The following is a 24223-nucleotide window of genomic DNA, read 5'->3' as shown; positions in this document are numbered from 1 at the left end:
GTGACGCCAACGATATATCACAACCCATTGTTTAAATTAATAAATTATAGACACGCGAAAACCGTCCGCGGAATATTTCCCGTAGACGGTTTTATCTCAGAAAATAATTAAATACCGAGCGCTTTTTTACCGGCGTTAATTACCTCGATAATTTTATCGGTGTCATAAATACAGCCTTTCCAGGTGCCACCGCTGACCGACTGTAATGCTGCCCACAGGCGGGTGTCGTCCGGCAAAAAGTCGTGGGCGTGCAGGTCCGGGTGCGTCTGCCGCATTGCCAGCTCGCGCGCGCCCTCCTCCGGCGTCAGCGGGTTGTCCGCGGTGCCGATAAAGTTCACGCTACCCGTTAATGTCAGCCGGTCGACGGCTATCTCGATGATGTCGTTATCGCGCAGCTTGCCAATCGGCCCGCCCGCCAGCGCCTCCGGCGACACGTGGCCGAAGCAGGCGCCTGTCGACACGCCCGAGAAGCGCGCATCGGTGATTAACGACACCGTCTTGCCCCACGAGATATGCTTCAGCGCGGAGGTAAGCTGATAGGTCTCTTCCATGCCGGTGCCGGACGGCCCGCCGCCGATCACCACCATGATATCGCCCTGCGCAATTTCTTCCCGCTTGATGGCCTTGATCGCCTGCGCTTCCGAGACAAACACCCGCGCCCGACCGGTGTGGCGGTAAACGCCATCTTCACCGACGACCGACGGGTCGATCGCCGTGGCCTTGATCACCGCTCCTTCCGGCGCAATGTTGCCCGTCGGGAAGCAAACCGTCGAGGTCAGCCCTTTCGCTTTTGCCTTCTCCGGCGGCAGGATCACGTCATCCGGATCCACGCCATCCTGCTCGCGCAGGCACTGGCGGAAGCGCGCCCGGCGTTCGGACGCCTGCCACCAGTCGAGGTTTTCGCCGACCGTCTGGCCGGTCACGGTCATGGCGTCCAGATGCAGCAGGCCAAGATCGCGCAGGTGGAGCATCACCTCCGGCACGCCGCCCGCGAGGAAGGCGCGCACGGTCGGGTGATAGTCCGGGCCGTTGGGCAGCACGCTCACCAGGCGCGGCACCCTGCGGTTGACGCGCGTCCAGTGCTCTACGTCCGGAATTGTGCAGCCCGCCGCGTGGGCGATGGCCGGAATGTGCAGCAGTAAATTGGTCGAGCCGCCGAACGCCGCATGGATCACCATGGCGTTTTCGATGGCTTTATCGGTGAGGATATCGCGCGTGGTGATGCCGCGGTTATCCAGCTCGCTCACCGCCCGCGCCGACTGGCGGGCGATCTCCAGCCACACCGCCTGCCCGGACGGGGCCAGCGCGGAGTGCGGCAGCGCCAGCCCCAGCGCCTCCGCGACCACCTGCGAGGTGCCCGCCGTGCCGAGGAACTGACATCCGCCGCCCGGCGAGGCGCAGGCGCGACAGCCCAGCTCGGCGGCTTCCTGCAGGGAGAGTTCGTGGTTGGCAAAGCGCGCGCCAATGGTCTGCACCTTGCCCGCGTCTTCCCCCACGGTTGGCGGCAGCGTCGCCCCGCCCGGCACCAGAATGGTCGGCAGGTCGTGCATCGAAGCCAGGGCAATCATGGTGGCGGGCAGCCCTTTATCACAGGTCGCGACGCCGATCACCGCCCGACGCGTCGGGAGGGAACGGATCAGGCGGCGAAACACGATCGCCGCGTCGTTGCGGTACGGCAGGGAGTCGAACATGCCGTACGTGCCCTGAGAACGGCCGTCGCAGGGATCGCTGACGAAGGCCGCAAACGGGATCCCGCCGTTGCGGGTGATCTCCTTCGCCGCCGCCTGCATCTGCATGCCGATCTCCCAGTGCCCGGTGTGGTAGCCCAGCGCGACCGGGCGTCCGTCCCCGGCGCGGATGCCGCCCTGGGTGCCGATAATCAGCACCTCTTTGCCGGTCAGCTTGTTGGCGTCCCAGCCCATCCCGGCGTTCTGCGTCATGCCGAACAGATTGCCGCTGGGGGATTCCATCAGCATCTGCGGGGTCAGCGGCAGCGCGCCCTGCGGGCCCGCCGCGTGGGTAATCACCGCATAAAACGCATCGTCCTGTGGGGTGAAAATCTTCTCGATGGTCATGGTTATCGTCCGGCTCAGCAGAGCTTGAGCTGTTGCAGCAGGGTTTTCAGCTGCGCCTTGCGCGGCGCGTCCAGTGGTGACGCGGGCGGCAGCACGTGCGTGGAGATCGGGCGGCCACAGAGCACAATCGCCTCTTTAATCACGTTCACAAACGGCGTATCCAGCTGATACATCTGCGGGATTTGCAGCAGGGTCTGATGATACTCAGCCGCCTTCGCCACGTCTTTATCTCGCCAGGCTTTCAGAAGATTCACCGACACCTGCGGAGCAAAGTTGACGCTGGCCGAAATCGCCCCGTCGCCGCCGAGCAGCAGGGTATTAAACAGATGATCGTCGTAGCCGCAGAGTACGGTGAATTGCGGGTGAGCGGCTTTGACGGTATGGATCATGCTGCGCAGGTGGGCAACGGAGTCGATGGTATCTTTGATGCCAACGATGTTGCTGCGCGAATCGGCCAGGGTTTTCACCAGCGCCGGGGTCAGATCCTGCCCGGTCAGCGCCGGGAAGTTATAGAGCATCACCGGCAGCGTGACGCTGTCCGCCACCTGCTCGAAATAGCGGATCAGGTTCGCTTCCGACACTTTCCAGTAGTAAGGGTTGATCACCACGATGCCGTCCGCCCCCGCCTGCTGCGCGTGCTGGCTGAGCTTAATGGTTTCCCGGGCGTTGGTGCCGCCGGTGCCGATCAGGACCGGTACGCGACGATCAACATGATCGATCGCAAACTGGGCAATGGTTTTACGCTCTTCGGCGCCGAGCTGGGAGAACTCGCCGCCGCTGCCCAGGAAGAACAGGCCGTCAACGCCTGCTTTGATCAGATCGTCGATCAGCGCGGCGGTGCCCTGCTTATCGAGCTGGCCGTCGGCGGTAAAGATGGTGGAGACAGGGGGAATGATTCCCGTAAACAACGCGGACTGCGGCATGAGATCTCCTTGCTGAATCATTTTGTTCTACATTATAGAACAGCGTTCATTAATTTAACGATCATACTATGACGCAGGAAAAGCGCAGGTAAATGGGAAGGGACGAAGGAGTGTGGGAAATTTAAGCTGGATCACATATTGCCCCTCACCCCGGCCCTCTCCCCAAAGGGGCGAGGGGGAAAAGACGGCTCGGAGCAGTCCCCTCTCCCCTGTGGGGAGAGGGTTAGGGTGAGGGGTTACTCTACCTGAATTTTAACAACCACTTTCCTGACCTTAGCAGGTGCCCCCACCGCGCACAGCGGCTTGTGCACCTCGCCCGGCCAGAACACCACGAAATCCCCTTCGCTCAGCACCACGGTTTTCTCCTGCTCGCCTTCCGGCAGGAACGCGATGTCTTTGTCCGCCAGCCAGTCGGTGTCCGGCGTGCCGGGCGGCAGGGTGCTGAATGTCATCCCTTCCTGTCCCTTCATCACGATCTGAATATCCAGATAGCGCGCGTGGTACTCGGCGCGACGCTCGGCGAACGGCTGGGTCATGTCTTCAGAGACCAGATAAAACAGGCTGTTGCCGTTGACGTCGTGCTTGCCGAGCGGCGTCGCGTCGGTGACGTGGGCTTTAACGTGCTCAATCGCCTGGCGCAGTTCGTCAGGCAGCCAGGACTGCAGATGGTGGATGTTGCCGATAATCATGTTTCAACCCTCAATATAAAACAATGTTTCATTTTTATCTTTTATACGAGAATCCCGGCTGCCATACCAGCCCTTTTTGGACGATGTTTGCGCGAGCGCATGTTTATCGGGAAAGGTGTTAATTCACTGTTAATCCTGCCCGGGCATTTATGCAGGGGTTATGCATAACCTCGATCGGCGCTTATCGCACGGCTGCTCTAACCTCTTGATCATGCTCTCTAATTAACAAAACCTGTTGCCGCCTCACACTTTACTGTTTTGATAATTTGCTCTAAAAAACCATAATTATTTATTGATTTTTCTTAAGTCAAAAATAGTTAATTACGTTAATTGCATAGCCATTCTCACCCATAACTCTTATCGTTTAAAATCAGTCACATAACAATATATGTCAAAAGATTAAAATCTACAAAGTAATAACAAACCCAAATAATGCCACCGGATCCTGCTTAGCTATTCATCCCTCACTAATATGAAATTAATCATTATCTGATGCGAATCATGCTAATGAAAACAAACCGCCTAATATCCATTTTCGCGTGAGCAATATCACAATACGGATTATTTAACTGCCTAGTATGAATTACGAAATCAATTGAGCTTAGCCGCCATGAAATTAAATACGTTACATGGCGCATGCCCTTTTTATTCTGAAAAACAGTTAAAGGAATAATTATGGAAAAGCATTACGTCGGTTCTGAAATTGGTCAATTGCGTAGCGTTATGCTGCACCGCCCTAATTTAAGTCTGAAGCGTCTCACGCCATCAAACTGTCAGGAGCTCCTTTTCGATGACGTGCTCTCGGTTGAGCGTGCGGGTGAGGAGCATGACATCTTCGCAAACACGCTGCGCGAGCAGGGTGTGGAAGTCCTGCTGTTGACCGACCTTCTGACACAAGCCCTTGATATTGCAGAGGCGAAAGCCTGGCTGCTGGAGACGCAAATCTCTGACTATCGCCTCGGCCCTACCTTTGCCGGCGACGTGCGCGGCTGGCTGGCGGATATGCCTCACCGCGAACTGGCGCGCAGATTAAGCGGCGGATTAACCTACGGTGAAATTCCGGCGGCCATTAAAAATATGGTGGTGGATACCCACACGGCAAATGATTTTATTATGAAGCCGCTGCCAAACCATTTATTTACCCGCGATACCTCCTGCTGGATCTATAACGGCGTCTCTATTAACCCGATGGCCAAACCGGCGCGTCAGCGTGAAACCAATAACCTGCGGGCAATATATCGCTGGCACCCGGCGTTCGCCGACGGCGATTTTATTAAGTATTTCGGCGACGAGAATATTAATTACGACCACGCCACCTTAGAAGGCGGTGACGTATTAGTGATTGGCCGCGGCGCGGTATTGATCGGCATGTCCGAACGCACGACGCCGCAGGGCGTGGAATTCCTCGCCAACAGCCTGTTCAAACATCGTCAGGCCGAGCGCGTGATCGCCGTTGAGCTGCCAAAACACCGCTCCTGTATGCACCTCGACACCGTCATGACCCACATCGACGTGGATACCTTCTCCGTCTACCCGGAAGTGGTGCGCAAAGACGCCCAGTGCTGGACGCTCACCCCGGACGGACGCGGCGGCCTGCTGCGCACCCAGGAAACCGACCTGCTGCACGCCATCGAGAAAGCGCTCGGCATTAACCAGGTACGTCTGATCACCACCGGCGGCGACGCCTTTGAGGCCGAACGCGAGCAGTGGAACGACGCCAACAACGTCCTGACCATCCGCCCCGGCGTGGTGATCGGCTACGAGCGCAACGTCTGGACCAACGAGAAGTACGACAAAGCGGGTATCACCGTGCTGCCCATCCCGGGCGACGAACTCGGACGCGGACGCGGCGGCGCGCGCTGCATGAGCTGCCCGCTGGAACGCGACGGAATTTAAAGGAGCCATCATGGAACGAAAACCCACTCTGGTTGTGGCCCTGGGCGGCAACGCGCTGCTCAAGCGCGGCGAGCCGCTGGAAGCGGAGATCCAGCGCCAGAACATCGAGCAGGCCGCCCGCACCATCGCCGGGCTGACGGCGCAGTGGCGCGTGGTGCTGGTACACGGCAACGGGCCGCAGGTCGGGCTGCTGGCGCTGCAGAACAGCGCCTACGACAAAGTCACGCCCTACCCGCTGGACGTTCTCGGCGCGGAAAGCCAGGGAATGATCGGCTACATGCTCCAGCAGGCGCTGAAAAACAGCCTCCCGCAGCGGGAGGTGAGCGTTCTGCTCACCCAGGTGGAAGTGGATGCCGCCGACCCGGCCTTCAGCAACCCGACCAAGTACATCGGCCCGGTCTACAGCGAAGCCCAGGCAAAAACGCTGGCGGCGGAGAAAGGCTGGGTGTTTAAGGCCGACGGCAGCTACGTCCGCCGCGTGGTGCCGTCACCGCAGCCGAAGCGCATCGTCGAGAGCGACGCCATCACGGCGCTGATCCAGCGCGACCACCTGGTGATCTGCAACGGAGGCGGCGGCGTGCCGGTGGTGGAACACGCCAACGGCTATCGCGGGATCGAGGCGGTGATCGACAAAGACCTCTCCGCAGCCCTGCTGGCGAGGCAAATCGAGGCCGACGCCCTGCTGATCCTCACCGACGCCGACGCGGTGTATCTCGACTGGGGCAAGCCGACCCAGCGCCCGCTGGCACAGGTGACGCCGGAGCTGCTCAAAGGCATGCAGTTCGACGCCGGATCGATGGGGCCGAAAGTGGCCGCCTGCCGCGAGTTTGTTGAAGCCTGCAACGGCATTGCCGGGATCGGCGCGCTGGCCGACGGCGCGGAGATCCTCGCGGGCGAGAAAGGCACGTTGATTCGTAACTGAACACTCATTTTAAAAAGGATTTAGCCATGACCATCAACCTGAAAAACCGCAACTTCCTGAAACTGCTGGACTACACCCCGGCGGAGATCCAGTACCTGATCGACCTCGCCATTGAGCTCAAGGCCGCCAAAAAAGCCGGGCGCGAGAAACAAACCCTGGTCGGGAAAAACATCGCCCTGATCTTTGAAAAAACCTCTACCCGCACCCGCTGCGCCTTTGAAGTGGGCGCATTCGATCAGGGCGCGCAGGTCACCTATCTCGGCCCAAGCGGATCGCAGATCGGCCATAAAGAGTCGATGAAAGACACCGCCCGCGTGCTGGGCCGCATGTACGACGGCATCGAATACCGCGGCTATGGTCAGGCCATCGTCGAAGAGCTGGGCGAGTACGCGGGCGTACCGGTGTGGAACGGCCTGACCGACGAGTTCCACCCAACGCAAATCCTCGCCGACCTGATGACCATGCTGGAGCATGCGCCGGGCAAAACCCTGCCGGAGCTGAGCTTTGCCTATCTCGGCGACGCGCGCAACAACATGGGCAACTCCCTGATGGTGGGCGCGGCCAAGATGGGGATGGATATCCGCCTCGTCGCGCCGAAATCCTTCTGGCCGGAAGCCGGGCTGGTTGAGCAGTGCCGCGCCATCGCCAAAGAGACGGGCGCGCGCATCACCCTCACCGACGACGTGGAAGAAGGCGTGCGGGGGACCGATTTCCTCTACACCGACGTGTGGGTCTCCATGGGCGAGCCGAAGGAAGCCTGGGCCGAGCGCGTCAGCCTGATGAAGCCATATCAAATTAACGCCCAGGTGATGAAGGCCACCGGCAACCCGAACGTCAAGTTCATGCACTGCCTGCCGGCGTTCCACAACGAACACACCAAAGTGGGCCGCGAGATCGAGATGGCGTACGGGCTGAAGGGACTGGAGGTGACGGAAGAGGTCTTCGAATCGCCGAACTCGATCGTCTTCGACGAAGCAGAGAACCGCATGCACACCATTAAAGCGGTCATGGTGGCGACACTCGGCGACTAATCACCGCCCGGCGCGCCGCGGGGTGCGCCGGGTTTAAGGAGAACATCATGGGCAAGTTTAAGTTTCCCTCCGCTTACACCATTCTCTTTTTCCTGATTGCCGTTGTGGCGGCGCTGAGCTGGGTCGTTCCCGCCGGCCAGTACCAGATGGCGATGAACGAGACCCTCGGTAAAGAAGTGCCGATTGCCGGAACCTACGCGCACGTGGCGGCGCATCCGCAGGGGCTGGTTTCCGTCCTGATGGCACCCATCGCCGGGCTGTACGATCCGGTCTCCGGCCAGGCCGGGGCGATCGACGTGGCGCTGTTTATTCTGATCATCGGGGGATTCCTCGGGATCGTCACCAAAACCGGGGCGATTGACGCCGGGATCGAGCGCGTCACCACCCGGCTGCGCGGACGCGAGGAGTGGATGATCCCGATCCTGATGGCGCTGTTTGCCGCGGGCGGCACCATTTACGGCATGGCCGAAGAGTCGCTGCCGTTCTACACCCTGCTGGTGCCGGTGATGCTGGCCGCCCGGTTCGATCCGGTTGTCGCCGCCTCCACCGTGCTGCTCGGGGCGGGGATCGGCACGCTGGGTTCCACCATCAACCCGTTTGCCACGGTCATCGCCGCCAACGCCGCCGGGATCCCCTTTACCAACGGCATCGCCCTGCGCGTGGCGCTGCTGGTCATCGGCTGGATCATCTGCGTGGCGTGGGTGATGCGCTACGCCCGCAAGGTGCGCAAGGATCCGTCGCTGTCGATCGTTGCAGACAAGCAGGAAGAGAACCGCGCCCATTTCCTCGGCAACAAGGGCGAACAGTCGCTGGAATTCACCCCGGTGCGCAAAATCATCCTGGTGATTTTTGCCCTCGCCTTCGCGGTGATGATTTACGGCGTGGCGGTACTGGGCTGGTGGATGGCGGAGATATCGGCGGTGTTTCTCGCCAGCGCGATTATCGTCGGCCTGATCGCCCGCATGAGCGAAGAGGAGCTGACCTCGACGTTTATCAACGGCGCGCGAGATTTGCTGGGCGTCGCGCTGATTATCGGCATCGCGCGCGGTATCGTAGTGATCATGGATAAGGGCATGATTACCCACACCATTTTGCACAGCGCCGAGGGGATGGTTACCGGGTTATCGACGGTGGCGTTCATCAACGTGATGTACTGGCTGGAAGTGGTGCTGTCGTTTCTTGTGCCTTCTTCGTCCGGCCTGGCCGTTCTGACGATGCCGATCATGGCGCCCCTTGCCGATTTCGCTAACGTCAACCGCGACCTGGTGGTCACGGCCTACCAGTCGGCGTCCGGCATCGTTAACCTGGTCACTCCCACCTCAGCCGTCGTGATGGGCGGGCTGGCGATCGCCCGCGTGCCCTACGTACGCTATCTGAAATGGGTGGCGCCGCTGCTGGGGATATTAACGGTAGTGATCATGGTGGCGTTGAGCCTGGGTGCCTTGTTGTGATTTGCCGGATGGCGCTGCGCTTATCCGGCCTACGGATCGGTGCGGTGCCACCGGTTATTTCGGGAACTGATATGGGAACTATGATGGATTACGAAGAGTACTCTCCCAAAGAACAACTACAGCTGACGGTCTGCCAGCGCCTGATAGCAGAAAAGAGCTATCTCTCCCAGGAGGAGATCCGCCGGGATTTGCAGGAGCGTGGTTTTGAGACCATCAGCCAGTCCACCGTTTCACGTCTGCTTAAATTGCTCGGTGTCATAAAAATTCGAAATGCCAAAGGGCTAAAGATTTATTCGCTGAATCCCCAGCTGCGCCCTGCCCCCGACGCCGCGCGTACCGTGTCCGAAATGGTGGTCAGCGTCGAGCATAATAGCGAGTTTATCCTTGTGCATACCGTCGCCGGATATGGCCGCGCGGTGGCGCGTATTCTGGATTATCACCAGCTACCGGAAATTTTAGGCGTGGTGGCTGGCAGCAGTATCGTCTGGGTCGCTCCCCGGGTCGTGAAACGCACCGCTCTGGTGCATAAGCAAATTAATTATTTACTCAGAACGAATTAATATTCATAAAGAACCGTTTGCATTGAGTAAAGCGTGCATTAAATCGCTTGATCCGAAAAGCGAGCTGCGTATAATGCCCGACAATTTGCCGGGAGGAAGCATGGTCAAGCGTGTACGACATAACGTCTTACCGCGTCTGAAATCAGACGCTGGCCTGCCGTTTTTCTTCCCGTTGCTAAACCTATTCCCAGAGCCCCTCATTTGAGGGGCTTTTTTTTGCCCGGCGTCAGGAGATAAACATGAATCCGCTTTATCAAAAACACATCATTTCCATAAACGACCTCAGCCGCGAAGAGCTGGAACTGGTTCTGGAAACCGCGGCAAAACTGAAGGCCAATCCGCAACCGGAGCTGCTGAAGCACAAGGTGATTGCGAGCTGCTTCTTTGAAGCCTCGACCCGCACCCGCCTCTCCTTTGAGACCTCCATGCACCGCCTGGGGGCGAGCGTGGTGGGCTTCTCGGACAGCAGCAACACGTCGCTGGGTAAAAAAGGCGAGACCCTGGCGGATACCATTTCAGTCATCAGCACCTACGTCGACGCGATTGTGATGCGTCATCCGCAGGAGGGCGCGGCACGCCTGGCGACCGAGTTCTCCGGCGGCATTCCGGTACTGAACGCCGGTGACGGTGCCAACCAGCATCCGACGCAGACCCTGCTGGATCTGTTCACCATTCAGGAGACCCAGGGCAAGCTCGAGAACCTGAATATCGCCATGGTCGGCGACCTGAAATATGGCCGCACCGTCCACTCCCTGACGCAGGCGCTGGCGAAATTTAACGGCAACCGCTTCTACTTCATTGCGCCTGACGCGCTGGCGATGCCGCAGTACATTCTCGACATGCTGGATGAGAAAGGCATTCAGTGGAGCCTGCACGCCAGCATCGAAGAGGTGATGAGCCACGTGGATATTCTGTACATGACCCGCGTGCAGAAAGAGCGTCTGGATCCGTCCGAATACGCCAACGTGAAGGCACAGTTCGTGCTGCGCGCCAGCGACCTCGAGGGCGCGCGCGACAACATGAAGGTGCTGCATCCGCTGCCGCGCATCGATGAGATCACCACAGACGTGGATAAAACGCCGCACGCCTGGTACTTCCAGCAGGCCGGAAACGGCATCTTCGCCCGCCAGGCGTTACTGGCACTGGTTCTGAATCGCGAATTGGCACTGTAAGGGGAAACGACCATGACACACGATAACAAACTCCAGGTTGAAGCCATCAAGCGTGGCACCGTGATTGACCACATCCCTGCGCAGGTGGGCTTTAAGCTGCTGACGCTGTTCAAACTGACCGAAACCGACCAGCGCATCACCATCGGCCTGAACCTGCCGTCAGGTGAAATGGGCCGCAAGGACCTGATTAAAATCGAGAATACCTTCCTGACCGACGAGCAGGTTAACCAGCTGTCGCTGTACGCGCCGGACGCCACCGTCAACCGCATCGACGAGTATGAAGTGGTCGGTAAATCCCGCCCGAGCCTGCCGGATCGCATTGAAAGCGTGCTGGTCTGCCCGAACAGCAACTGCATCAGTCATGCTGAGCCGGTTTCCTCCAGCTTTGCAGTGAAAAAACGCGCCGATGACATCGCGCTCAAATGCAAATACTGCGAAAAAGAGTTTTCTCATTATGTGGTGCTGGCCAACTAATTGAGGTTGGTAATGAAATCCCGGCTGTTATAATGGCCGGGAACATTCTTAACGCTGTAATTCTGGAGAAAACATGAGCAAAGTACTCGCGACGGAAAATGCACCAGCCGCTATCGGCCCTTACGTTCAGGGCGTTGATCTGGGCAGCATGATCATCACTTCAGGTCAGATCCCCGTAAACCCAAAAACCGGTGAAGTGCCGACCGACGTGGCAGCACAGGCGCGTCAGTCGCTGGAAAACGTGCAGGCTATCGTTGAATCTGCGGGCCTGAAAGTGGGCGACATCGTCAAAACCACCGTTTTCGTGAAAGATCTGAACGACTTCGCGACCGTTAACGCCACCTACGAAGCCTTCTTCACCGAGCACAACGCCACCTTCCCGGCGCGCTCCTGCGTGGAAGTGGCGCGTCTGCCAAAAGACGTGAAAATTGAAATCGAAGCGATTGCCGTACGTCGCTAATTCGCTTTGTCGATGATAAGGCAGCCTGGGGCTGCCTTTTTTTATGGCCCGCTACTGATTCCGCGTGGCGTGAAGCAGCGTCTCCAGCGGATAGACCGCCGCAATAACCACTTCGTCCTGCACCTTCGCCGCGTTATCCAGCTCGCTCTGAATCGACGCAATCTCTTTGTCATCCAGCGTGCCCTGGCGCGCCACCAGATCCGTCAGCCGCAGGCCAATCGAGGCCAGCTTATCCACCTCCTGGATCACCGGCTTCATCGCCTTCAGCTGATAGCTGTTTTCGCTTAAGGCCAGCGCGTCGCTGGTGTTGCTCTGCCAGCGGTTAAAGACGTGGCGCAGGGCGTCGGCGCTTTCCGTGTCTTCCGCATCGCTCACCAGACGGTCCGCCCATTTGTGCATCTGGCGCACGGTGGCGCTTTCGGCGTTTAGCGCATCGGCGAAGCGGTTGAGGGGCTCGAACTGATGATAGTTTCCGGCCTGGAACTTCAGGTGCTGACGGGTGTAATACTGCGCGGGCTCTACCGCCTGCGCGAGGATCTGCAGCGGCAGGGTGTCGGCATTACCGGCGAGGCGCGTGAACTGCACCTGCTGCTGGGTATGCTGCTGTAGCCCGACCGACACCGTCGACCAGCTGTCCATCGCCTGCAGGCGGGTGTACATGTTGTCGACATCGTTGACGTCCTGCGCCGACCACAGCCGCTCTGCCACCGCAAACGTACGCGGCCACAGGCGGATATCCAGCACTGGCGCCACCACGTTTTCCGCCCACAGCGCCGCTTCGCCGCCGAGCAGGTTGGCCTGGTTCGCCACGTCCGGCACGACGGGCGGAACGCCTTTCGGCACGTCGTCCAGACGTGTGCCGCTAATCGGGTAGCGCGTATTCCCGACCAGGAAATAGCCGGAGAGTTTGTCGTTATCGACGGTGACGACCGGGCGCGTTTCGCCCATCCACGTATCGACGGTAAACGTGACCTGGCTGTCATCGCGCCACTCGATGTTCTGCACCGCGCGGCGCGATTTCCCGGCAAAATCAATAAACCCGCGCCAGCCGCCATCCCCTTTCACAAGGGTGAAGCTCCCCTCCACCGGCTTGCCCTTCAGGCGCGGCATGGAGAAGGCCCAGCTCTGGGCGCTGTCGGTGTCGGCTATCACGTCTACGCCGTTTAACCCCTGCGGGACGATCTCGTTGCGGTAGTGATAGGCGGTGGACTGGGGCTGGTCGAGATAAAAGCCGGTCGACAGAATGCCCTTGTAGCCGTTCTGCGCCACCTGCCCCAGCGCGTCCTGCCCCTGCCAGGACTGGATCAGAATGCTTTTCGGTAAGTCAGGATGGTAGATCTCGTCCCAGCCGACCATCTGGCGGTGATGCTTCTCAAGGATCGTTTCCAGCTTGCGGTTGAAGTAAGCCTGCAGCGCGTGACTGTCCGCCAGCCTGTTGTCGCGCATAAACTGCTGGATAGCCGGGTTCGCTTTCCACTGGCTGTCGTCCACCTCGTCGCCGCCGATGTGCAGATACGGATCGGGGAAGATCGCCGCCAGTTCGCTGACCATCGCGTCGGCAAAGGTATAGGTTGCGTCTTTTGTCGGATCCAGCACCGGCTTCAGCACGCCCCAGTGGCGTTCCATTGCGTACGGTCCCGGCGCGCTCATCAGCTCCGGATAGGCCACGGCAATCGCCGAGGCGTGGCCTGGCATGTCGATCTCCGGCACCACACGAATGCCGCGCTCGGCGGCGTAACGCACCACCTCGCGCATCTGTTCAGGCGTGTAGAACAGCCCGTCGCTGGCAAGCTGCGTCAGCTTAGGGTAGCGCTTCGAGCTGAAGCGCCAGCCCTGATCGTCGGTCAGGTGCCAGTGCAGCACGTTGAGCTTCGCCGCAGCCATGCCGTCGATCTGGCGTTTGATATCCGGCAGCGGGATAAAGTGACGCGCCGAGTCCAGCAGCAGCCCGCGCCACGGGAAGCGCGGCGAATCTTCAATGGTCACCCACGGCAGAGAGGTATTTTCCGCCCCGTTCTGCATCAGCTGGAGCAGGGTTTCCATGGCGCGTAGCGCGCCGAAGCGGGTATTGGCGGAGATAGTCACGCCGTTGGCGTCCACCGTGAGCCTATAGCTTTCATCGCTGTCCGGCAGCGGCTGCGGCTTCACCTTTTTGGCAATCGCGATGCGAATAGTCGGTTTGTCTGGCTTTTCAGCCTGAGGCTGCAGCGTCCAGCCGGTTTGCAGGGCGATGCGCTGGCGCAGGCGGTTGACGGCGTCGCCCAGATCGTCGCCGCTGACGCTAATGGATACGTTGTTGCTGAGCACCAGCGCGCCCTGGGTCGTCGGGCGTTCGACCTTCGCAGGCCAGGGCATTAAGGGGAGATCCCCTGCCGGGGCGGCAAAGGCAGAGGCGCCGAGCATCAGCCCGGCGGTTAAGAGACTGTACCGTAACATGAATGTTCCTTATCTGACGGGCCAAATAAAGGCAAAACATTCTGTTAACATGCGCTCAATTTGTCGTCAAGCGAATGCGCCGACGGAGATCACAGGTTGTTGAATTTGGGAGGAAAGCTATTGCCGGGTGGCGGCTTCGCCTTACCCGGCCTACGTTCGGATCGTAGGCCCGGTAAGCGCAGCGCCACCGGGCTTGCCGTTACTGCCACCCATACCGACGCGCATAGAACCCTTTCACCATCTGCGTCAGCACCATATAGCCCGCGAGGATCGCCACCAGCCACGGGAAGTAGCTCAGCGGCAGCGCCTGCAGCTGCAGATAGCTCGCCAGCGGCGAGAACGGCAGCGCGATGCCTAGCGCCATCACAATCCCCGTCATCACAATCAGCGGCCATGCGGCACGGCTCTGGATGAACGGAATGCGGCGCGTGCGGATCATATGCACAATCAGCGTCTGCGACAGCAGCCCTACCACGAACCAGCCGGACTGGAACAGCGTCTGGTGTTCCGGGGTGTTGGCGTGGAACACAAACCACATCAGGCAGAAGGTCAGAATGTCGAAGATAGAGCTGATCGGGCCAAAGAACAGCATAAAGCGCCCGAGATCTGCCGGGTTCCAGTGCTGCGGCTTCTGGATCTGCTCGTCGTCCACATTATCAAACGGGATAGCCACCTGAGAGACATCGTACATCAGGTTCTGGATCAGCAGGTGCAGCGGCAGCATCGGCAGGAACGGCAGAAACGCGCTCGCCACCAGCACGCTGAAGACGTTACCGAAGTTGGAGCTGGCGGTCATCTTGATGTACTTGAGCATATTGGCAAAGGTACGGCGCCCTTCGATGACGCCCTCCTCCAGCACCATCAGGCTTTTTTCCAGCAGAATGATATCCGCCGCTTCGCGGGCAATATCAACCGCCCCGTCTACGGAGATACCGATATCCGCCGCACGCAGGGCGGGCGCGTCGTTGATGCCGTCGCCCATGAAGCCCACCACGTGCCCTTCGCGCTTGAGCAGGGTGACGATGCGCTCTTTGTGCATCGGCGTCAGGCGGGCAAACAGCGTGGTACGCTGGGCAAGATTCGCCAGCTCGTCATCAGAGAGATGTTCAATATCGCTCCCCACTACCACGTCACCCGCGTCCAGCCCCACCTCGTGGCACACTTTCGCCGCCACCAGCTCGCTGTCTCCGGTGAGAATTTTGACGGTAATGCCGCTCGCCTTCAGCGCCTTCAGCGCCGGTGCGGTGGTCTCTTTCGGCGGATCGAGGAAGGCGATGTAACCTTCGAGGATCAGATCGGATTCGTCGATACGCTGATAGTCCCCCTCGCGCGCCGGCAGAAACTTGCTCGCCACCGCCACCACGCGCAGCCCCTGACGGTTCAGGTTGTCGGTGACGCGCTTGATGCGGCGCAGCATGGTGTCGTCCAGCGGCACGATGTCGCCGTTATAGCGCACCTGTGTGGACACGTTGAGGATCTCCTGCAGCGCCCCTTTGCAGATCAGCTGATGCACATCCGTCTGCTCGCTCACCACCACCGACATACGGCGGCGCTCGAAGTCGAACGGGATCTCATCCACCTTCTGCCAGCGGCCGGAGAGCGTGCGGGCTGACTCTTCATCTACCCCTTCCAGCACCGCGACGTCGAGCAGGTTTTTCAGCCCGGTCTGATAATGGCTGTTCAGCCACGCGCTGTGCAGCACGCGCTCGCTGGTTTTGCCGGATATATCAGTGTGGTTCTCCAGCACGATTTTGTCCTGCGTCAGGGTGCCGGTTTTATCGGTGCAGAGAATGTCCATCGCGCCAAAGTTTTGAATGGCGTCGAGGTGTTTGACGATCACCTTCTGTTTAGAGAGCTTCACCGCCCCGCGCGCCAGCGTAGAGGTGACAATCATCGGCAGCATTTCCGGCGTTAAGCCGACGGCCACGGAGAGCGCAAACAGCGCCGCTTCCCACCAGTCGCCTTTGGTGTAGCCGTTGATCAGCAGCACGATCGGCGTCATCACCATCATAAAGCGGATCAGCAGCATGCTGACGCGGCCAATTCCCTTCTGGAAAGCATTCGGCTCGCTCTCCTGCTCGCTGACGCGCCCGGCAAGCTGACCAAACCAGGTGTTGCCCCCGGTGGCGGTAACTATCGCCTGCGCGGTGCCGCTGACGACCGTGGTGCCCATAAAGCACAGGGTGTCGCATTCGAGCGGGTTCATCTGCTGCGGGTCGCGGCTGCGCGCCACCTTTTCAACGGGCAGGGATTCGCCGGTCAGGGAAGCCTGCGCCACAAACAGATCGCGTGCCTGGATGATGCGTAAATCCGCCGGGATCATGTCCCCCGCGGCCAGCTTCACCAGATCCCCTGGCACCAGCTGGTCGATAGGCAATTCCACCCAGGCGTTTTCGCCGAGATCGTTGATCACGCGCGAGACGGTCGCGGTGTTGCTGACCATTGCCTTCAGGGCGTCCGCCGCTTTGGTGGAGCGGGCCTCCTGAATAAAGTTCAGCAGCGTGGAGATGCCCACCATCAGGGCAATCACCCCTGCGGCAAACAGATCTTCCGTCGCATAGGAGATGAGGCCGAGCACGGTCAGCAGCAGGTTAAACGGGTTGCGGTAGCAGAGCCACAGATGCACCCACCACGGAGACGGCTTTTGCGCCGGAATGAGGTTATCGCCATGCACGGCACGGATTTTTTCCACTTCTGCCGCGTTCAGCCCTTCCGGGTGCCCGCCAAAGGCGCGCCAGACTTCGTTTTCATCCATCGCCGCCACGTTCAGGCAGCGTTCGGTCAGGGACGCGGGGATCGCCGCCCCCGCCATGTTTTTGGCATTGGGCAGCGGGTCGCGCTGAACAAGACGGTGTGGCAGGTGGCGGCTCAGCAGGGCCTGCAGCTGCCGGGTGATATTTTTAAACATAGTCATTCCTCCACATCCGCAAACGCGGACGCAGCTTTTCCTTCAGGCGTGGCAAAGCCGTACCTGAGAGGCACTCAATTTTTCAAGCAGGAACGTTTGGGACGTTGCTGCCTCACATCACCGGTGAGTCAGCAACAGGCTGGCTTACCGGAAAGAACGCATTCTCCCGTTCAGGAGAGGTGTGGGATCGGGATCCATGAAGCCTCCGGTAAGTAAAAAGTAGGGTGTCGCCGCGCAGTATAAGGATTTAAGCGTACCCTTTGTGACGATTCGGGCGGTATTATACCCCCCTGCAAATAAACCGAACGTAAACCAGACTTTGCCCATAGCGAAATCGCGCTATAGCATTAGGCTCAATTGACCATTTTGTCGTTGTTACAGGGAATACAGCATGCAGAACCGCCTTACGATTAAAGACATCGCGCGTTTAAGCGGCGTGGGGAAATCAACCGTCTCACGCGTGCTGAACAACGAAAGCGGCGTCAGCGAACGCACCCGCGAGCGCGTTGAGGCGGTCATGAATCAGCACGGTTTTTCCCCTTCCCGCTCCGCGCGCGCCATGCGCGGACAGAGTGACAAAGTGGTCGCCATCATTGTCTCGCGCCTGGATTCTCTGTCTGAAAACCTTGCCGTACAGACCATGCTGCCCGCCTTCTATGAGCAGGGATATGACCCGATCATGATGGAGAGCCAGTTCTCGCCACAGCTGGTGGAAGAACATCTGGGTATGCTCCAGCGGCGCAACATTGACGGCGTGGTGCTGTTCGGCTTTACCGGCATCAAAGACGAGATGCTAAAACCCTGGCAGCCGTCGCTGGTGCTGCTGGCGCGCGATGCCCACGGTTTCGCCTCCGTCTGTTATGACGACGAGGGCGCGATTATCACCCTGATGCAGCGCCTGTTTGACGAAGGCCATCGCCACATCAGCTTCCTCGGCGTACCGCACGCGGACGTCACCACCGGCAAGCGCCGCCATGAGGCCTATCTGGCCTTTTGCAAAAAGCACAACCTCTCCGCCGTGGCCTCCCTGCCGGGGCTGGGGATGAAGCAGGGCTACGAGCAGGTCGCCAGCGTCCTGACGCCGCAAACTACCGCGCTGGTGTGCGCCACGGATACGCTGGCGCTGGGCGCGAGTAAATATCTTCAGGAGCAGCGTATCGATAACCTGCAGGTGGCGAGCGTCGGCAGCACGCCGCTGATGAAGTTCCTGCACCCGGAGATCATCACCGTCGATCCGGGCTACGCCGAGTCCGGCAGACAGGCCGCCACGCAGCTGATCGAGCAGATCAACGGGCGCGCTGAGCCGCGTCAGATCGTCATTCCCGCTCACCTTTCGTAACCCTCCTAAAACAGATTATTGTGATCTTCGCCTGATTTCGGGAACGTTCCCATTTTCGCCGTCACGCTGAAGGAGTAGGCTTGCGCTCAGGTCATTACACCCCCTCACCATCTGTCATGAGGTTTCATGATGAGTAAAGTCAAACAAGCAGATATCGATCGGCTGATCGTCCTGGTCGGCGGCCGCGAAAACATCGCTACCGTCAGCCATTGCATTACCCGCCTGCGCTTCGTGCTGAACGATCCGGCCAAAGCCAACCCGAAGGCCATTGAAGAACTCTCCATGGTTAAAGGCTGCTTCACTAACGCCGGTCAGTTCCAGGTCGTGATTGGTACCGAAGTGGGCGATTACTATCAGGCTCTGCTGGCAACGACCGGGCACTCCTCCGCCGATAAAGAGCAGGCGAAGAAGGCCGCGCGCCAGAACATGAAGTGGCACGAGCAGCTGATTTCCCACTTTGCGGAGATCTTCTTCCCGCTCCTGCCGGCGCTGATCAGCGGAGGCTTGATCTTAGGCTTCCGTAACGTCATCGGCGACGTGCCGATGAGCGACGGCAAAACCCTGGCGCAGATGTATCCGGCGCTGAAAACCGTGTACGACTTCCTGTGGCTGATTGGCGAGGCGATCTTCTTCTATCTGCCGGTCGGGATCTGCTGGTCCGCCGTGCGCAAGATGGGCGGTACGCCGATCCTCGGTATCGTACTGGGCGTCACGCTGGTCTCTCCGCAGTTAATGAACGCTTACTTACTTGGTCAGCAGGTGCCTGAGGTGTGGAACTTCGGCCTGTTTACCATCGCCAAAGTGGGCTATCAGGCGCAGGTCATTCCGGCCCTGCTGGCGGGCCTGGCGCTGGGCTTTATTGAAACCCGACTGAAGCGCATCGTGCCGGATTACCTCTATCTGGTGGTGGTGCCGGTCTGCTCGCTGATTCTGGCGGTCTTCCTGGCGCACGCCTTTATCGGTCCGTTTGGCCGCATGATTGGCGACGGCGTAGCCTTCGCGGTGCGCCACCTGATGACCGGCAGCTTCGCCCCGATTGGCGCCGCGCTGTTTGGCTTCCTGTACGCTCCGCTGGTGATCACCGGCGTGCACCAGACCACGCTGGCCATTGATATGCAGATGATCCAGAGCCTCGGCGGAACGCCGGTCTGGCCGATTATCGCCCTCTCTAACATTGCTCAGGCGTCCGCGGTGACCGGCATCATCATCGTCAGCCGCAAGCACAACGAACGCGAGATCTCCGTTCCGGCGGCCATCTCCGCCTACCTCGGCGTCACCGAACCGGCGATGTACGGTATCAACCTGAAATACCGCTTCCCGATGCTCTGCGCGATGATCGGTTCCGGTCTGGCGGGCCTGGTGTGCGGACTGAACGGCGTAATGGCAAACGGGATTGGCGTCGGCGGCCTGCCGGGCATCCTCTCCATCCAGCCCGCTTACTGGCAGGTGTTCGCCCTGGCAATGGCCATCGCGATCGTCGTCCCAATGGCGCTGACTACCGTGGTTTACCAGCGTAAGTTCCGTCAGGGCTCGCTGCAGATTGTTTAATCTCTCTCTTTCGGGGCGCAGTTGCGCCCCTTCGCATTTGCAGGAACACACTATGAATACCCTTCCTCACTGGTGGCAAAACGGCGTTATCTACCAGATTTACCCCAAGAGTTTCCAGGACACCACCGGCAGCGGCACCGGCGATTTACGCGGCGTGACGCAGCGTCTGGACTACCTGAAAACCCTCGGCATCGACGCCATCTGGCTGACGCCGTTTTATATCTCCCCGCAGGTGGATAACGGCTACGACGTGGCGAATTACACCGCCATCGACCCGGCGTACGGCACGCTGGATGATTTTGACGAGCTGGTCGCCGAGGCGCATCAGCGCGGCATTCGCATCGTGCTGGATATGGTGTTCAACCACACCTCAACCCAGCACCCCTGGTTCCGGGAATCGCTGAACAAAGCGAGCCCGTACCGCCAGTTCTACATCTGGCGCGACGGCACGCCTGAGCAGTTGCCCAACAACTGGCGCTCCAAGTTTGGCGGCAACGCCTGGCGCTGGCACGCAGAGAGCGAGCAGTATTACCTGCACCTGTTCGCGCCGGAGCAGGCGGACCTCAACTGGGAAAATCCGGCGGTGCGCGCCGAGCTGAAAAAGGTGTGCGCGTTCTGGGCCGACCGCGGCGTCGACGGCTTGCGCCTCGACGTGATTAACCTGATTTCGAAAGATCAGGATTTCCCGAATGACGAGACGGGTGACGGTCGCCGCTTCTACACTGACGGGCCGCGCATCCATGAATATCTGCAGGAGATGAGCCGCGACGTCTTCACCCCGCGCAACCTGATGACGGTAGGCGAGATGTCCTCAACTTCGCTGGAGAACTGCCAGCAGTATGCTTCTCTCGATGGCCGCGAGCTGTCGATGACCTTTAACTTCCACCACCTGAAGGTGGACTATCCCGGCGGCGAAAAGTGGACGAAGGCCAAGCCGGACTTCGTGGCGCTGAAAACCCTCTTCCGCCACTGGCAGCAGGGGATGCATAACAAAGCCTGGAACGCGCTGTTCTGGTGTAACCACGACCAGCCGCGCATCGTGTCGCGCTTCGGTGACGAAGGAGAATACCGGGTTTACGCCGCGAAAATGCTCGGCATGGTGCTGCACGGCATGCAGGGCACGCCGTATATTTACCAGGGTGAAGAGCTGGGGATGACGAACCCGCACTTCAGCCGCATCACCGATTACCGCGACGTGGAAAGCCTGAACATGTTCGCCGAACTGCGCGCCAACGGCCGCGATCCGGATGAATTACTGGCGATTCTGGCGAGTAAGTCCCGGGATAACGGGCGAACCCCAATGCAGTGGGACGCGTCGCACAATGCGGGCTTTAGCGAGGTCGAACCGTGGATTGGCGTCTGCGATAACTACGAAACCGTGAACGCCCGCGCGGCGCTGGACGATGCGGATTCCGTCTTCTTTACCTATCAGTCGCTGATTAGCCTGCGCAAAACCCTGCCGGTGCTGACGTGGGGAGATTATGAAGATCTCCTGCCGGAACACCCTTCTCTGTGGTGCTACCGTCGCCAGTGGCAGGGACAGACCCTGATTGTTGCGGCAAACCTGAGCAATACGCCTCAGGAATGGCAGACAGACCTTCTCAGCGGTAAGTTGCAGGTAGTGATGAGTAACTACCCGACACCGCAAACGACGTCGCTGCGTCCGTTTGAAGCCGTCTGGTGGCTGCAGCAGTAACCTTCTCGCCGGGTGCCGCCCTGCACCCGGCTTACTTTACTGTTTTTGTTGAATAATTAATCAGATTTTTCTCTTCCACCTTTACAATCTCTGAAGCGCCCGTCGTTTGTACTCTCGTCTTTTTACTTTGTTCTGAATCAAATAAATCGCAAACATGTTTGATGCAAATCACTATATGTAGCACTTAAAATGCACGCCAACCCAACATCTTGTATTTATCGTCTACTATTCCAACAACAAGACGGCGCTTACGCTGGCCGGAATTGTGGATAACACGAGCCGGGAACGCGGGAAGTCTTTGGCCTGGCGGGAAATGCGTCCGGTGAATACTTCTCCACCTCTGTGGATAACCTGTTTTCAAAAATGGAGTGATCATGACACCGCATGTGATGAAACGTGATGGCTGTAAAGTGCCGTTTAAATCAGAGCGCATCCAGGAAGCCATTCTGCGTGCAGCTAAAGCAGCGGGAGTCGATGACGCAGATTACTGCGCCACCGTCGCAGAAGTCGTTAGCAGCCAGATGAATGAACGCAGTCAGGTCGATATCAACGAAATCCAGACCGCGGTTGAGAACCAGCTGATGGCAGGACCTTACAAGCAGCTGGCGCGCGCCTATATTGAGTACCGCCACGATCGCGACGTGCAGCGCGAGAAGCGCGGTCGTCTGAACCAGGAGATCCGTGGCCTGGTCGAGCAGACCAACTCCGCCCTGCTCAATGAAAATGCCAACAAAGACAGTAAAGTGATCCCCACCCAGCGCGACCTGCTGGCCGGTATCGTCGCCAAACACTATGCCCGCCAGCATCTGCTGCCGCGCGACGTGGTGTCTGCGCACGAGCGCGGCGAAATTCACTACCACGATCTCGACTATTCGCCTTTCTTCCCGATGTTCAACTGCATGCTGATCGACCTGAAAGGCATGCTGACTCACGGTTTTAAAATGGGTAACGCCGAGATTGAACCGCCTAAGTCAATTTCCACGGCCACCGCGGTCACGGCTCAGATTATCGCCCAGGTCGCCAGCCATATTTACGGCGGCACCACCATTAACCGTATTGATGAAGTGCTGGCTCCGTTCGTCACGGCAAGCTTCAACAAGCACCGTAAAACGGCTGACGAGTGGCACATTCCGGACGCTGACGGCTACGCGCACTCCCGCACCGAAAAAGAGTGCTACGACGCGTTCCAGTCGCTGGAATATGAGGTAAACACGCTACACACCGCCAACGGCCAGACGCCGTTTGTGACCTTCGGCTTTGGCCTGGGCACCAGCTGGGAATCACGCCTGATCCAGCAGTCCATCCTGCGCAACCGTATTTCCGGCCTTGGCAAAAACCGAAAAACTGCGGTGTTCCCGAAACTGGTGTTCGCGATTCGCGACGGCCTGAACCACAAGTTTGGCGATCCAAACTACGATATCAAACAGCTGGCGCTGGAGTGCGCGAGCAAGCGCATGTACCCGGACATCCTGAACTACGATCAGGTCGTCAAAGTGACCGGTTCGTTTAAAACGCCTATGGGCTGCCGCAGCTTCCTCGGCGTGTACGAAGATGAAAACGGCGAGCAGATCCACGACGGGCGCAACAACCTGGGCGTCATCAGCCTCAATCTGCCCCGCATCGCGCTGGAGGCGAAAGGCAATGAAGCTGAATTCTGGACACTGCTGGATGAACGTCTGCAGCTGGCGCGTAAGGCGCTGATGACCCGTATCGCCCGTCTGGAAGGAGTCAAAGCCCGCGTCGCGCCGATCCTCTATATGGAAGGAGCCTGCGGCGTGCGCCTGAAGGCGGACGATGACGTGTCTGAGATCTTCAAAAACGGTCGCGCGTCGATTTCGCTGGGCTATATCGGCATCCACGAAACCATCAACGCGCTGTTTGGCGACACGCACATGTACGACAGTGAGGCCCTGCGCGAAAAAGGCATCGCCATCGTTCAGCGCCTGCGCGACGCGGTTGACCAGTGGAAAGAGGAAACCGGCTACGGATTTAGCCTCTACAGCACGCCGAGCGAAAACCTGTGCGACCGCTTCTGCCGTCTGGACACCGCCGAATTCGGGATTGTGGAAGGCGTGACCGACAAAGGGTACTACACCAACAGCTTCCACCTCGACGTGGAGAAGAAGGTGAATCCGTACGACAAGATCGACTTCGAAGCTGCCTATCCGCCGATCGCCAGCGGCGGCTTCATCTGCTACGGCGAGTACCCGAACATTCAGCACAACCTGAAGGCGCTGGAGGACGTGTGGGATTACAGCTATCAGCACGTGCCGTATTACGGGACCAACACGCCTATCGACGAGTGCTACGAGTGCGGCTTTACCGGTGAGTTCGAGTGTACGAGTAAAGGCTTTACCTGCCCGAAATGCGGCAACCACGATGCGGCCCGCGTCTCCGTAACCCGTCGCGTGTGCGGCTACCTCGGCAGCCCGGACGCGCGTCCGTTTAACGCGGGCAAGCAGGAAGAGGTGAAGCGTCGCGTGAAGCATTTGGGGAATGGGCAGATCGGGTAAGTTCTGCGCAGGGTACTCCCCCTCACCCTACCCCTCTCCCTCAAGGGAGAGGGAACCGATCGAGCACATTGCTAATCCTGACTCCGGTTTTCTCCCTCTCCCTGTGGGAGAGGGCCGGGGTGAGGGTATC

At 59.2% G+C, this 24223-nt stretch carries 18 protein-coding genes and 1 pseudogene; 13 read left to right on the top strand and 6 right to left on the bottom strand.

The genetic code is table 11. The features are described 5' to 3' along the window. Positions 1 to 107: 107 nt before the first annotated feature. The 3 genes from yagF to AC0TN7_RS07040 form a co-directional block, all read right to left on the bottom strand. Complete coding sequence (yagF, locus tag AC0TN7_RS07050) at positions 108 to 2075, bottom strand: xylonate dehydratase YagF (protein WP_473701962.1); 1968 nt, start codon at positions 2073 to 2075, stop codon at positions 108 to 110. Positions 2076 to 2089: 14 nt separating this feature from the next. Next, positions 2090 to 2998, bottom strand: a complete 909-nt coding sequence (gene yagE, locus AC0TN7_RS07045; protein WP_473701961.1) for a 2-keto-3-deoxygluconate aldolase — start codon at positions 2996 to 2998, stop codon at positions 2090 to 2092. A 236-nt stretch (positions 2999 to 3234) separates the two neighbouring features. Further along, positions 3235 to 3687: a YhcH/YjgK/YiaL family protein gene (locus AC0TN7_RS07040; RefSeq protein ID WP_473701960.1), complete on the bottom strand. Its 453-nt coding sequence runs from the start codon at positions 3685 to 3687 to the stop codon at positions 3235 to 3237. 675 nt (positions 3688 to 4362) lie between these two features. Between AC0TN7_RS07040 and arcA the strand changes: the two genes are divergently transcribed. The 5 genes from arcA (at position 4363) to AC0TN7_RS07015 (ending at position 9547) form a co-directional block, all read left to right on the top strand. Beyond that, on the top strand, positions 4363 to 5583 hold the full coding sequence (arcA, locus tag AC0TN7_RS07035) for an arginine deiminase (RefSeq protein ID WP_148386760.1): 1221 nt from the start codon (positions 4363 to 4365) through the stop codon (positions 5581 to 5583). A gap of 10 nt (positions 5584 to 5593) precedes the next feature. Further along, positions 5594 to 6505 carry a carbamate kinase gene (gene arcC, locus AC0TN7_RS07030; protein ID WP_148768609.1) on the top strand — a complete coding sequence of 304 codons (912 nt, stop codon included), beginning with the start codon at positions 5594 to 5596 and terminating at the stop codon, positions 6503 to 6505. A 26-nt stretch (positions 6506 to 6531) separates the two neighbouring features. Then, entirely contained in the window at positions 6532 to 7536 is a 1005-nt protein-coding gene (gene argF / locus AC0TN7_RS07025; RefSeq protein ID WP_032651476.1) for an ornithine carbamoyltransferase, read from the top strand. Positions 7537 to 7583: 47 nt separating this feature from the next. After that, positions 7584 to 8987 (top strand): YfcC family protein, encoded by a 1404-nt coding sequence (locus AC0TN7_RS07020; RefSeq protein WP_248165859.1) that lies wholly within the window; start codon positions 7584 to 7586, stop codon positions 8985 to 8987. An 80-nt stretch (positions 8988 to 9067) separates the two neighbouring features. Further along, the gene (locus AC0TN7_RS07015) at positions 9068 to 9547 is read left to right on the top strand and encodes an arginine repressor (protein ID WP_024907261.1); all 480 of its coding nucleotides are present in this window, start codon (positions 9068 to 9070) and stop codon (positions 9545 to 9547) included. Between the two features lie 3 nt (positions 9548 to 9550). On the opposite strand, the pseudogene AC0TN7_RS07010 reads toward AC0TN7_RS07015, so the two are convergent. Continuing rightward, positions 9551 to 9668 (bottom strand): annotated as a pseudogene (locus tag AC0TN7_RS07010) (hypothetical protein). On the opposite strand from AC0TN7_RS07010, the gene AC0TN7_RS07005 reads away from it, so the two are divergent. The 4 genes from AC0TN7_RS07005 (at position 9648) to ridA (ending at position 11653) form a co-directional block, all read left to right on the top strand. Further along, positions 9648 to 9752 (top strand): pyrBI operon leader peptide, encoded by a 105-nt coding sequence (locus tag AC0TN7_RS07005; RefSeq protein WP_022646880.1) that lies wholly within the window; start codon positions 9648 to 9650, stop codon positions 9750 to 9752. The pseudogene AC0TN7_RS07010 and the gene AC0TN7_RS07005 overlap by 21 nt on opposite strands. A 34-nt stretch (positions 9753 to 9786) precedes the next feature. Beyond that, positions 9787 to 10719 (top strand): aspartate carbamoyltransferase, encoded by a 933-nt coding sequence (gene pyrB, locus AC0TN7_RS07000; protein ID WP_024907262.1) that lies wholly within the window; start codon positions 9787 to 9789, stop codon positions 10717 to 10719. 12 nt (positions 10720 to 10731) lie between these two features. Continuing rightward, complete coding sequence (gene pyrI / locus AC0TN7_RS06995; RefSeq protein WP_023310197.1) at positions 10732 to 11193, top strand: aspartate carbamoyltransferase regulatory subunit; 462 nt, start codon at positions 10732 to 10734, stop codon at positions 11191 to 11193. Between the two features lie 73 nt (positions 11194 to 11266). Then, positions 11267 to 11653, top strand: coding sequence for a 2-iminobutanoate/2-iminopropanoate deaminase (gene ridA / locus AC0TN7_RS06990; RefSeq protein WP_024907263.1), 387 nt, complete (start codon positions 11267 to 11269; stop codon positions 11651 to 11653). Between the two features lie 51 nt (positions 11654 to 11704). Here ridA and AC0TN7_RS06985 read toward each other — a convergent pair whose 3' ends face one another. Next, on the bottom strand, positions 11705 to 14089 hold the full coding sequence (locus tag AC0TN7_RS06985; RefSeq protein ID WP_473701959.1) for a beta-N-acetylhexosaminidase: 2385 nt from the start codon (positions 14087 to 14089) through the stop codon (positions 11705 to 11707). A gap of 199 nt (positions 14090 to 14288) precedes the next feature. Then, positions 14289 to 16997, bottom strand: coding sequence for a magnesium-translocating P-type ATPase (gene mgtA / locus AC0TN7_RS06980; RefSeq protein ID WP_473701958.1), 2709 nt, complete (start codon positions 16995 to 16997; stop codon positions 14289 to 14291). Positions 16998 to 17388: 391 nt separating this feature from the next. On the opposite strand from mgtA, the gene treR reads away from it, so the two are divergent. The 4 genes from treR to nrdD all read left to right on the top strand — a co-directional run bounded on the left by treR (position 17389) and on the right by nrdD (position 24093). Further along, positions 17389 to 18336 carry a trehalose operon repressor TreR gene (gene treR, locus AC0TN7_RS06975; RefSeq protein ID WP_024907266.1) on the top strand — a complete coding sequence of 316 codons (948 nt, stop codon included), beginning with the start codon at positions 17389 to 17391 and terminating at the stop codon, positions 18334 to 18336. A gap of 129 nt (positions 18337 to 18465) precedes the next feature. Continuing rightward, complete coding sequence (gene treB / locus AC0TN7_RS06970; RefSeq protein ID WP_024907267.1) at positions 18466 to 19884, top strand: PTS trehalose transporter subunit IIBC; 1419 nt, start codon at positions 18466 to 18468, stop codon at positions 19882 to 19884. A 52-nt stretch (positions 19885 to 19936) separates the two neighbouring features. After that, positions 19937 to 21580 (top strand): alpha,alpha-phosphotrehalase, encoded by a 1644-nt coding sequence (gene treC, locus AC0TN7_RS06965; protein ID WP_473701957.1) that lies wholly within the window; start codon positions 19937 to 19939, stop codon positions 21578 to 21580. 374 nt (positions 21581 to 21954) lie between these two features. Then, positions 21955 to 24093: an anaerobic ribonucleoside-triphosphate reductase gene (nrdD, locus tag AC0TN7_RS06960; RefSeq protein ID WP_248165854.1), complete on the top strand. Its 2139-nt coding sequence runs from the start codon at positions 21955 to 21957 to the stop codon at positions 24091 to 24093. Positions 24094 to 24223: the final 130 nt, after the last annotated feature.

The organism is Enterobacter sp. PL_is511 (assembly GCF_055816065.1).
The sequence above is the reverse complement of the archived record's forward strand: the minus strand, read 5'-3'. Positions and strand labels throughout refer to the sequence as shown.

Excerpts from the sequence above, each read along its gene's own strand:
- yagF (WP_473701962.1), bottom strand. The coding sequence starts at position 2,075 with ATGACCATCGAGAAGATTTTCACCCCACAGGACGATGCGTTTTATGCG.
- yagE (WP_473701961.1), bottom strand. The coding sequence starts at position 2,998 with ATGCCGCAGTCCGCGTTGTTTACGGGAATCATTCCCCCTGTCTCCACC.
- AC0TN7_RS07040 (WP_473701960.1), bottom strand. The coding sequence starts at position 3,687 with ATGATTATCGGCAACATCCACCATCTGCAGTCCTGGCTGCCTGACGAA.
- arcA (WP_148386760.1), top strand. The coding sequence starts at position 4,363 with ATGGAAAAGCATTACGTCGGTTCTGAAATTGGTCAATTGCGTAGCGTT.
- arcC (WP_148768609.1), top strand. The coding sequence starts at position 5,594 with ATGGAACGAAAACCCACTCTGGTTGTGGCCCTGGGCGGCAACGCGCTG.
- argF (WP_032651476.1), top strand. The coding sequence starts at position 6,532 with ATGACCATCAACCTGAAAAACCGCAACTTCCTGAAACTGCTGGACTAC.
- AC0TN7_RS07020 (WP_248165859.1), top strand. The coding sequence starts at position 7,584 with ATGGGCAAGTTTAAGTTTCCCTCCGCTTACACCATTCTCTTTTTCCTG.
- AC0TN7_RS07015 (WP_024907261.1), top strand. The coding sequence starts at position 9,068 with ATGATGGATTACGAAGAGTACTCTCCCAAAGAACAACTACAGCTGACG.
- AC0TN7_RS07005 (WP_022646880.1), top strand. The coding sequence starts at position 9,648 with ATGGTCAAGCGTGTACGACATAACGTCTTACCGCGTCTGAAATCAGAC.
- pyrB (WP_024907262.1), top strand. The coding sequence starts at position 9,787 with ATGAATCCGCTTTATCAAAAACACATCATTTCCATAAACGACCTCAGC.
- pyrI (WP_023310197.1), top strand. The coding sequence starts at position 10,732 with ATGACACACGATAACAAACTCCAGGTTGAAGCCATCAAGCGTGGCACC.
- ridA (WP_024907263.1), top strand. The coding sequence starts at position 11,267 with ATGAGCAAAGTACTCGCGACGGAAAATGCACCAGCCGCTATCGGCCCT.
- AC0TN7_RS06985 (WP_473701959.1), bottom strand. The coding sequence starts at position 14,089 with ATGTTACGGTACAGTCTCTTAACCGCCGGGCTGATGCTCGGCGCCTCT.
- mgtA (WP_473701958.1), bottom strand. The coding sequence starts at position 16,997 with ATGTTTAAAAATATCACCCGGCAGCTGCAGGCCCTGCTGAGCCGCCAC.
- treR (WP_024907266.1), top strand. The coding sequence starts at position 17,389 with ATGCAGAACCGCCTTACGATTAAAGACATCGCGCGTTTAAGCGGCGTG.
- treB (WP_024907267.1), top strand. The coding sequence starts at position 18,466 with ATGAGTAAAGTCAAACAAGCAGATATCGATCGGCTGATCGTCCTGGTC.
- treC (WP_473701957.1), top strand. The coding sequence starts at position 19,937 with ATGAATACCCTTCCTCACTGGTGGCAAAACGGCGTTATCTACCAGATT.
- nrdD (WP_248165854.1), top strand. The coding sequence starts at position 21,955 with ATGACACCGCATGTGATGAAACGTGATGGCTGTAAAGTGCCGTTTAAA.